At 61.6% G+C, this 8,861-nt stretch carries 8 protein-coding genes; all 8 read right to left on the bottom strand.

From position 1 onward, the window contains the following. Positions 1 to 521 precede the first annotated feature (521 nt). A complete protein-coding gene (locus BLS48_RS33685) occupies positions 522 to 1,340 on the bottom strand; it encodes an MBL fold metallo-hydrolase (RefSeq protein ID WP_091586604.1) in 819 nt (272 codons plus the stop codon). A gap of 3 nt (positions 1,341 to 1,343) precedes the next feature. After that, the gene (locus BLS48_RS33680) at positions 1,344 to 2,138 is read right to left on the bottom strand and encodes a TatD family hydrolase (protein ID WP_091586602.1); all 795 of its coding nucleotides are present in this window, start codon (positions 2,136 to 2,138) and stop codon (positions 1,344 to 1,346) included. Then, a complete protein-coding gene (metG, locus tag BLS48_RS33675) occupies positions 2,138 to 3,691 on the bottom strand; it encodes a methionine--tRNA ligase (protein WP_091586600.1) in 1,554 nt (517 codons plus the stop codon). Before metG ends, BLS48_RS33680 begins: the two co-directional genes overlap by 1 nt. 89 nt (positions 3,692 to 3,780) lie before the next feature. Continuing rightward, complete coding sequence (locus tag BLS48_RS33670; protein WP_091586598.1) at positions 3,781 to 4,836, bottom strand: DNA polymerase III subunit delta'; 1,056 nt, start codon at positions 4,834 to 4,836, stop codon at positions 3,781 to 3,783. Further along, entirely contained in the window at positions 4,833 to 5,507 is a 675-nt protein-coding gene (gene tmk / locus BLS48_RS33665) for a dTMP kinase (RefSeq protein WP_091586596.1), read from the bottom strand. Before tmk ends, BLS48_RS33670 begins: the two co-directional genes overlap by 4 nt. A gap of 85 nt (positions 5,508 to 5,592) precedes the next feature. Beyond that, complete coding sequence (locus BLS48_RS33660) at positions 5,593 to 6,759, bottom strand: D-alanyl-D-alanine carboxypeptidase family protein (protein WP_091586606.1); 1,167 nt, start codon at positions 6,757 to 6,759, stop codon at positions 5,593 to 5,595. Between the two features lie 104 nt (positions 6,760 to 6,863). Beyond that, positions 6,864 to 8,096 (bottom strand): septal ring lytic transglycosylase RlpA family protein, encoded by a 1,233-nt coding sequence (locus BLS48_RS33655; protein ID WP_091586594.1) that lies wholly within the window; start codon positions 8,094 to 8,096, stop codon positions 6,864 to 6,866. A 352-nt stretch (positions 8,097 to 8,448) separates the two neighbouring features. Beyond that, a complete protein-coding gene (locus BLS48_RS33650; protein ID WP_091586538.1) occupies positions 8,449 to 8,796 on the bottom strand; it encodes a carboxymuconolactone decarboxylase family protein in 348 nt (115 codons plus the stop codon). Positions 8,797 to 8,861 lie beyond the last annotated feature (65 nt).

The raw sequence follows: 8,861 nt of genomic DNA, 5'->3' as shown, positions 1-8,861 counted from the left end.
TCGATCTGGGAGTAGGTGCGTTTCATCTACGGTTCCTTGCATGCGATAAGCCATTGGTATCGCTGCGAAGTCGCAGTTCAAGATAGAACGCACCCTCGTACACCCAAAAGTCGCATAAGATAGATTATGGAACTAGCGCATTGGGCGGAGACTGGAAAATGCTGATGTTTTTCATCGGCTTGACGCCGACAATACGCCATCACGGTGTGCGCCGCACTGCTCATCGATCATCATTGCACGTGGTTCGGCGGCAAGCACCGCGTAATGTGCCGGCAATGGCCCGGACGCGCTCAAAGCCCAGACGGACTTCGTCAGCGAATGCCGGTGACGTGGCTCGGCTCGCTTCAGCGGTTCTCCAGCCGACGCATCAGCCTTGACCAGATCGACTGGATTTGCGCCGGAGACCTGGAACAGGAAAGCCCGCTGCTGGTTTCTCCCGGGAAATCAGCGATTTGACGAGCTGCTCAACGGTACGGTCCACGTAACGCGATAATGCCACCAGCAATGAAGAGCCGTTCCGATCATGCTGATTTATAAGGAGTTTCAATCACCATTCCGTCATAAGCCGGCTCGACGTTCGCGGGTGTCTCGGCCATCACCGTGGCGTAGTCGAGCGGCACATGCATATGCGTCAGCACGGCGTGTTTTGGCGCCAGCCGCTCGATCCAGGCAAGTGCCTCGCCAAGCGACAGGTGACTCGGGTGCGTCCGGTATTGCAGCGCGTCGATGATCAGCGCGTCGAGGTCGCGCAGTCGCTCGGCGGTGGCATCCGGAAAGTCGCTGATATCAGGGCAATAGGCGATGCCGCCGATGCGGAAACCGAGCGAGATGATGTCGCCATGGACCTGCGGCAACGGCTCAAGGGTGAGGGCACCCCCCTCTCCTTCGATGACCACCGGTCTGTCATGGTCGATGATATGTGCCCTGACGATCGGCGGATAGGAACTGCCTTGCGGCGTCTCGAAGCAGTATCCGAACGCTTGCCGCAGCCGGAGCATTGTTACCCTGTCGGCATGGATGTCGATCAACTGACGATGCTGAAGGACGTAACCGCGCAGATCGTCGATGCCGTGGATATGATCGGCATGCGGATGTGTATAGACGACCGCATCGAGACGCTTGACCGATGCCAGCAGCATCTGCTGGCGGAAGTCAGGTCCGGTGTCGATGACAACGGTGGTGCGAGCGCCGTTCGCCGCGATCCGTTCGACCAGAACAGCGGTGCGCATGCGCCGGTTCCGCGGGTTGTCCGGGTCGCAATTGCCCCAGTCGCCAGTGATGCGCGGCGCACCTGGCGACGAGCCGCAGCCGAGAATGGTAACGCGCAGCCGGTCGGTCATCTTTCAGGCGCTTTGCTCGGCAGGTCGCGGCATCTTGCCGAACAGGCAAAAAAAATTGTTCGTCGTCAGATCAGCGATTTCGGCCTCGCTGACGCCGATTGTTTCCGCCAGCACCTTGGCCGTGTGCGCGACATAGGCCGGCTCGTTGCGCTTGCCGCGAAACGGTATGGGCGCCAGGTAGGGTGCGTCGGTTTCGACCAGCAGGCGGTCATGCGGCACATCGGCGGCAATGGCACGCAATTCTGCTGAGTTCTTGAAGGTCAGGATGCCCGAGAAGGACACGTAGCCGCCGAGCGCGACGCCAATTTCGGCCAGCCGCCGTCCGGAGGAAAAACAGTGCAGGATGAAGGGGAAGGCGCCCTTCCCTGTTTCGTCCTCGAGAATGGCTGCCATATCGTCATCGGCATCGCGCGAATGAATAACCAGCGGCAGCCCTGTCTCACGAGCCGCGGCGATGTGATTGCGAAACACCTGCGCTTGCGCATCGCGCGGCGCTTTGTCGTAGAAATAATCCAGCCCGGCCTCACCGATCGCCACCACTTTCGGATGAACCGACAGACGGACAAGGTCCGCGGCGGTGACGTCGAGCTCCTCAGCGGCATTGTGCGGATGGGTGCCGATCGAGCAATAGACTTCGTCGAAAGTCTCCGCGATTTCAAGGATTTGCTGAAACCGCTTTACGCGGGTCGAGATCGTCACCATGCGGCCTATACCGGCCGCTTTGGCGCGGGCGACAATGGCCGCCCGCTCCTCGGCGAAATCTGGAAAATCCAGATGGCAATGGCTGTCGACGAGCATCAGCTGTTCGCGTCCGGCTGTTCGACGTAACGCGGAAACACCCCTTCCGGCACCGGCAACGCCGTGCCAGGCACCAGCGCGTGGTCCGCGTGGACATGCACGAAGTCGCGCCTGTCCGCCGGCACCGCCAGCAGGTCAAGCAGCTTGGTGGCCGCCCCTGGGATGAAGGGCTGGCACAGCACCGCCACGCGCCGCACCACTTCGGCGGTCGTCCACAGCACCGTTTCCATACGCGCCGGATTGGTCTTCTTCAGTGCCCATGGTTCCTGTCCAGCGAAATACCGGTCGGCTTCGGCCACCACGCCGAAGATCGCCGCCAGCGCCAGATGGATGCCCTGTTCGACCATTGCCTTGCGCGCGGTGGCAAGAGCGCTGACCGCCTGATCAAGGATCGCCTTGTCGGCGTCCGTCAGGTCGCCGCGCTTCGGAACCACGCCGCCGCAGTTCTTGGCGATCATCGATAGCGAGCGCTGCGCCAGATTGCCGAGGCCGTTGGCGAGGTCAGCATTGGTGCGGTTGACGATCGCTTCATGGCTATAGCTGCCGTCCTGGCCGAACGGCACCTCGCGCAGGAAGAAATAGCGCACCTGGTCGAGACCGTAGTGCTCGATCATGGTGAACGGGTCGATGACGTTGCCGACCGACTTCGACATCTTCTCGCCGCGGTTGAACAGGAAGCCGTGGCCGAAGACGCGCTTCGGCAGCGGGATACCGGCCGACATCAGGAAGGCAGGCCAGTAGACGGCATGAAAGCGGACGATGTCCTTGCCGATGATGTGCGCATCGGCTGGCCAGAAACGCCAATTGTCAGCATTTTCATCGGGATAGCCGACGCCGGTAATGTAATTTGTCAGGGCGTCGACCCAGACATACATCACATGCTTGTCGTCGCCCGGCACCGGCACGCCCCAGTCAAAGGTGGTGCGCGATATCGACAGGTCCTTGAGGCCTGACTTGACGAAGCTCATCACCTCGTTGCGCCGCTCGGCCGGGCCGATGAAGTCGGGCTGGCTTTCATAAAGCGAGATGAGCTTGTCCTGATAGGCCGAGAGGCGGAAGAAGTAGCTCTCTTCCTCGACCCATTCGACCGGCGTTCCCTGCGGCCCGTAACGGACATTGTCGGGGCGGACCTCTGTCTCCTCCTCGCCGTAATAGGCTTCGTCGCGCACCGAGTACCAGCCGGCGTAGCCGCCCTTGTAGATGTCGCCATTGGCGGCCATCGCCTTCCAGATCGCCTGCGAGGCCGCATAGTGACGTTCTTCTGTGGTGCGGATGAAATCGTCGTTTGAGGCGTTGACCGCAATCGCCATGCGCTGGAAATCGGCCGAGTTGCGGTCGGCCAGTTCGCGCGCCGAAATGCCTTCCCGCTTCGCCGTCTGCAGCATCTTGATGCCGTGCTCGTCGGTGCCGGTAAGGAAGAAAACCTGCTTGCCGTCAAGCCGCTGGAAGCGCGCAAGCGCGTCCGTGGCGATCAACTCGTAGGCATGGCCGATATGTGGCTTGCCGTTCGGATAGGAAATCGCGGTCGTGATGTAGAATGTGTCGCGTGACATGAATGAACCGTCATGAATGTCTGAATGGAAGGCGTGGCGGTGGATATCGCATCGGGGCGGCGATTGCCATCCCGAGGCCGGAAACCCCGTCACATTCGCATTGCAGAAATCAGGCGGTCGATCATGGTCAGGGCGTGCTGCTTCTTGTCGAGATTGTAGGTGTCGGTCTCAGATATAGCGTCCAGCGCTTCATGCCAAGTGTCCGACAGCGTTTTGGCCCGGGCGAGATCGCCTGCCAATGCTGCCTGGCTCGCGGCGTTCGACAACAGCTCCAGCGCCCGGCGGTTGAAGATGTCGAACTGGATCGCCTGGTCGCGGCCGGCGACAGCCTCGGCAAGACGAAACGCTCCGCCTACATCGCTCCTTCTTGCCGCCACCAGGGCGTCGAGCGTCTCGGCGATTTCCAGCCCGCCATATTGCGTCAACAGGATCGCGCTGCGCGCGCTGCCCCCTGCCCGCTCGGCCAGTGCCACCCGTGCGGCCGGGTCCACCGGTGGCGGCGGTTCGGCCGTTTCCAGCACCGCCATCAGGTCGTCGGCACCGAGCGGCGTCAACCGCACCACCTGGCAGCGCGACCGGATCGTCGGCAGCAGGCTGCCCGGCGCATGGACGATGAGAATGAACAGGGTTCGTGCCGGCGGCTCCTCGAGATTCTTCAGCAAGGCATTGGCGGCATTGGTGTTCATGTCGTCGGCCGGATCGACGATGACGACCCGGTAGCTGCCGTCATGCGAAGTCAGCGACAGGAAGCGGCTGACCTTGCGGATCTCGTCGACCGTGACGACGGTCTTGAAGCTCTTGGTCTTGTCGTTCGCCGGGCGGGTCAGATGCAGTACGGACGGGTGCGCCCCGGTGGCGATCTGGCGAAACAGTGACGAGGCCGGATCTGGAACGGCAAGGCTTTCCGGCGCTTGCTCGAAGGCCGGGTGCTTCAACAGATGATGCGCAAGATGAAAAGCGAGCGTCGCCTTGCCGATGCCGACCGGCCCGGCGAAGATCAGTGCATGCGGCAGCTTGCCGGAACGATAGGCGGCGGTCAGCATGTTCGCCGCCTGTGCATGTCCTACCAGGCGTGGCGTTTCGGATGGCTCGGGCACGCCGTCCAGCGTGTCGTGCTGCTCCGGTGCGATGCGTTCGAAGATCATGCCGGTGTTACCTGCCTGTCGCGCGCTGGCGCTCTTGTCTCGAGCGCTGCGAACACAGCGGCGGTGACGACATTTTCCACCGTATCGGGATCGGCGGCCGCGTCGATGACGATGCAGCGTTCCGGCTCGGCCGCAGCAATTGCCAGAAATGCCGCCCGGCGGGCCTGATGGATGGCCAGCGTCTCCTTTTCGAAGCGGTCGGCTGCTGCTTCGGCGCCGCGGCGCACCGTGGCGCGCCTGAGACCCTCGGCCGGGTCTAAGTCGAAGATCAGCGTCATGTCTGGCATCATGCCATTGATGGCGACCTGCTCCAGCCTGTCCATGAACGCCTGATCGATGCCTCCGGTAACGCCTTGGTAGACACGTGAAGAATCCAGGAAGCGATCACAAAGCACGATAGAGCCACGCTCGACCGCCGGCCGGATGACCTGCTCGACATGGTCGGAGCGCGCGGCGGCGAAAAGCAGCGCTTCCATCTTCGGTCCGAACGGTTCGGCGGCGCCCGAAAGCAGCACGTGCCTGACCGCCTCGGCGCCTGGCGAGCCGCCAGGCTCTCGGGTGAGGAGGACATCGTATTTCTTGGCGCGCATCTTGCTCGCCAGCCGCTCGATCTGCGTCGACTTGCCTGCTCCTTCGCCGCCTTCGAAGGTGATGAAAAATCCTCGCGCCAATCGAAAGGCCTTTGTCCATGCATGAGTGGATTGATTGTAGCGCTCTAGATAGTCCGCGTCCGGGGAAACGTCCATGCCGTCGGTATTATCGCAGCCAGCCGATCGCCAGTTCCTTGACGGCATCGAGAGCCCGCTGCGGCAGCGTGCCGACGCCGATCGACTCGGCGGCGAAAAGCGGCGTCTCTTGGCTGAGCGTGTCGCCGATCCAGACGCGCAGCGCGCCCACTGGCTGCCCCTCCTCCACTGGCGCGGCAACCGGGCCGGTGTAAACGATCCTGGCTGTCAGCTTGTCGCGATTGGTGATCGGCAGGAAGATCTCGATCGGCCCTTTTGCCTTCAGCATCACCCCGGATTTCGCACCACCAAAAACCTGGGCTTCGCCGACCACCTCGTCCTTGGCGAAGATTTCGGTCTTCTCGAACGAGCGAACACCCCAGTCGAGCAGCTTGCGCGCCTCCTCGGCGCGCTCCTTGTCGCTGGCCAGCCCGCTCATCGCCGCGATCACCCGCGTGCCATTGTGGCTGACCGAACCGACGATGCCGAAACCTGACGCCTCGCTCGCGCCGACGGCGAGCCCATCGGCGCCGATGTCCATCGCCAGGAGCGGATTGCGGTTCCTCTGTGAAATCTTGTTCCAGGTAAAATCCTTCTGGCCATAGTAGCGATAGAAATCCGGATAATCGCGCCACAGATGCAGGGCCAACTGCGCCAGTTCGCGCACGGTCGTCTGTTGGCCGTCAGCCGGCAGGCCGGTCGAATTGACGAAAGTCGATGTCTTGAGGCCGATCTGGCGGGCACGCTCGGTCATCTGCGCGGCGAAACTGTCCTCGGATCCGGCCATGCCTTCAGCGATGACAATGCAGCCGTCATTGGCCGCCTGCACGGTAACCCCTTGAATCAGGTCCTCGAGCCGGATCGACGACTTGAGCTTGGCAAACATTGTCGATGTTCCTGAAGGCGCACCGCCTTTGCGCCAGGCGTTCTCGCTCACCACGAAGGTGTCGTCGAATTTCAGACGTCCGGACTTGATGGCGTTGAAGACCACTTCCATGGTCATCAGCTTGGCCATCGAGGCCGGCGGGATCGGCTTGTCGGCATCTTTGGAAAACAGCACCGTGCCGGTTTCGGCGTCGATCATGAAGACCTGCGTGGCCTTGGTCTCGAAAAGCTGCGCGTGGGCTGGAGCCAAGGAAAGCACTAGCAGGCAAGAAGCCAGAAGCCCGGCGAAAGGCTGGAGCAAGCGAAATGACATGATGTTCGACCCGTTGGCCGGAAAGTCCGGCAAGCCCGGAAAAAGTATCAGGCTTTTTCTACAACGGATCAACCGCGTAGCGGAAAATCCAGGCCGGCTTCCGCTCAGTTACGCACAGCCAGTGCATCCGGCGCGCCATGCGCCCATGCTGCTTGCAACAAATCATCCACGCTGCCGTGACCGTCCGGATAGAGGTTCACCGAGAACCAATCCTTGCCATCGAGATCGGAACGCTGGATTTCGGTCTTGCCAAAGGGTTCAAGCGCCGCGGCCAGGCGCCTTGCTTCTGCTGCGTCATCGAAGGAGCCGGCGGCGACATAGTCGGAAGCGGGCGATGACGCCCGCGAATTTGATTTCTTCCACGACTGCAGGATATCGGCGGGCGACATGCCGTTGTTGTCCAGCGCGGCAAAGACATCGGCACGCTGCACGCGCTCGTCCGCATAGGACAGCGAGGCCACGGCAAACGGCGATTGCGGCGGCAGATTGATCTCCGGGCGCTCCGGCACGATCGGGCCAAAATCGGGCAGCGCCAGATCGCCAAAGGCTGGCGACTGTGCCGACAGGACCGGTTCAAGCGACCCTGAATCGGTTAGCTGACCGGGAAACGGTACTGCGGCGGCACCGACGGGGAGGCTTGGCGACGGGCCATTCATGGCAACCATGACGCCGGTCGGCAATCCATCCGACGGATCCGGCGCCCTGTTGCCAGGGTGATAGGAAGCCATCAGATACTGGTCGTCTTTGCCGTCGAGCGGCGCACGGCCGACATACTCGACCTTCACCTCGGCGGTGCCGATGTTGGCATAGTCAAGCATTTGGGCGGCGCGCTCCGACACATCGATGATGCGACCCTCGTGGTAAGGGCCGCGATCGTTGACGCGCACGATGACCGAACTGCCGGTCTTGAGATTGGTGACGCGGGCATAGCTTGGCAGCGGCATGGTCGGGTGCGCCGCCGTCAGGTGAGTCATGTCGTAGACTTCACCATTGGCCGTAAGCCGGCCGTGGAAGGCATCGCCATACCAGGAAGCCAGGCCAACCTTGGCGTAATGCTTGTCTTCCTTGGGATAGTACCACTTGCCGCGGACCTGATAGGGCTTGCCGAGCTGATCACGGCCGCCGCCACGTTGCAGGCCAGCCATCTTGAAGGTGACACGCGGGCTTGCCTTCACCCCGTATTCGGATTCGGAGAAATATTCCTTGGAGCGGGTCTTCTTGTAGACCATCGCTTTCGGTTCAGGCTGCGACGCGCAAGCCGCCAGCAAGGCAGCCGACACCGCGAACAACGCGACTGTAGCAGCGCGACGAAGACGCGGGTGCGTCATAGCCTGCATTTTCCTGATGTCCCCTACAGTCTCGACTGAGGCGCCGCTGCTTGACCATCAGAGGAGCCAAAGCACTCACTCGACGAATACCAACGACGTCTTGAACCCCGATCCTTTGTGCGCAGGAATTGCTTATCACCGTATTAATCGATTGTGGCCGGAACCGGGCAAGATTGTGGCGCCTCCACTGCGTTGAGCGCTCTGGAAGAGGAACGGCTTTCCGTTCGACTGCGTCATGTCGTTCCACGTGTTGCGGAACCCGGTCCACCTTCCATCGGGTCTGTCGGTTGGCAAGGCTTTGTCGAGCACAAGAAAAGGCGTGATCGTGAGCCGTCGGCATACCGGTTGAGAATCAACCTCTTCAGCCCGAATTGCCGAACTGATCGAACGCTTCTATTGCGTGGCCCGCGTACATGACTGACGGCCCTGCGCCCATGTAGATCGCCATACCAAGGGTCTCAAGCACCTCTTCGCGGCTTGCGCCCCTGTCGAACGCAGCCTTGGCGTGAAAGCCGATACAGTCATCGCAGCGCATCGCGACACTGATGGCAAGGGCGATCAACTCCTTGGTCTTGACGTCCAGTGCATCGGCCTTCAGCGCTGCCTGTGCGATGGCAGAGAATCCCTTCATCACCTCGGGCGTCCCGCCACGCAGTTCGCGCAACCCGCCCGACAACTCGTTGGTGAACGTCTTCCAGTCTAGGTTCATTTCAAAAATCCCCAGGCATTTCAATCTGTTGAACTCAAAGGCTTTCGATCACGCCCCGGAGCATG

The organism is Mesorhizobium qingshengii (genome assembly GCF_900103325.1).
Taxonomy (GTDB): domain Bacteria; phylum Pseudomonadota; class Alphaproteobacteria; order Rhizobiales; family Rhizobiaceae; genus Mesorhizobium; species Mesorhizobium qingshengii.
This window is presented reverse-complemented; position numbering and strand designations above follow the sequence as displayed.

Coding starts and splice junctions, on each gene's coding strand:
- BLS48_RS33650 (WP_091586538.1), bottom strand. CDS start 8,796: ATGAACCTAGACTGGAAGACGTTCACCAACGAGTTGTCGGGCGGGTTG.
- BLS48_RS33660 (WP_091586606.1), bottom strand. CDS start 6,759: ATGTCATTTCGCTTGCTCCAGCCTTTCGCCGGGCTTCTGGCTTCTTGC.
- metG (WP_091586600.1), bottom strand. CDS start 3,691: ATGTCACGCGACACATTCTACATCACGACCGCGATTTCCTATCCGAAC.
- BLS48_RS33680 (WP_091586602.1), bottom strand. CDS start 2,138: ATGCTCGTCGACAGCCATTGCCATCTGGATTTTCCAGATTTCGCCGAG.
- BLS48_RS33655 (WP_091586594.1), bottom strand. CDS start 8,096: ATGCAGGCTATGACGCACCCGCGTCTTCGTCGCGCTGCTACAGTCGCG.
- BLS48_RS33670 (WP_091586598.1), bottom strand. CDS start 4,836: ATGATCTTCGAACGCATCGCACCGGAGCAGCACGACACGCTGGACGGC.
- BLS48_RS33685 (WP_091586604.1), bottom strand. CDS start 1,340: ATGACCGACCGGCTGCGCGTTACCATTCTCGGCTGCGGCTCGTCGCCA.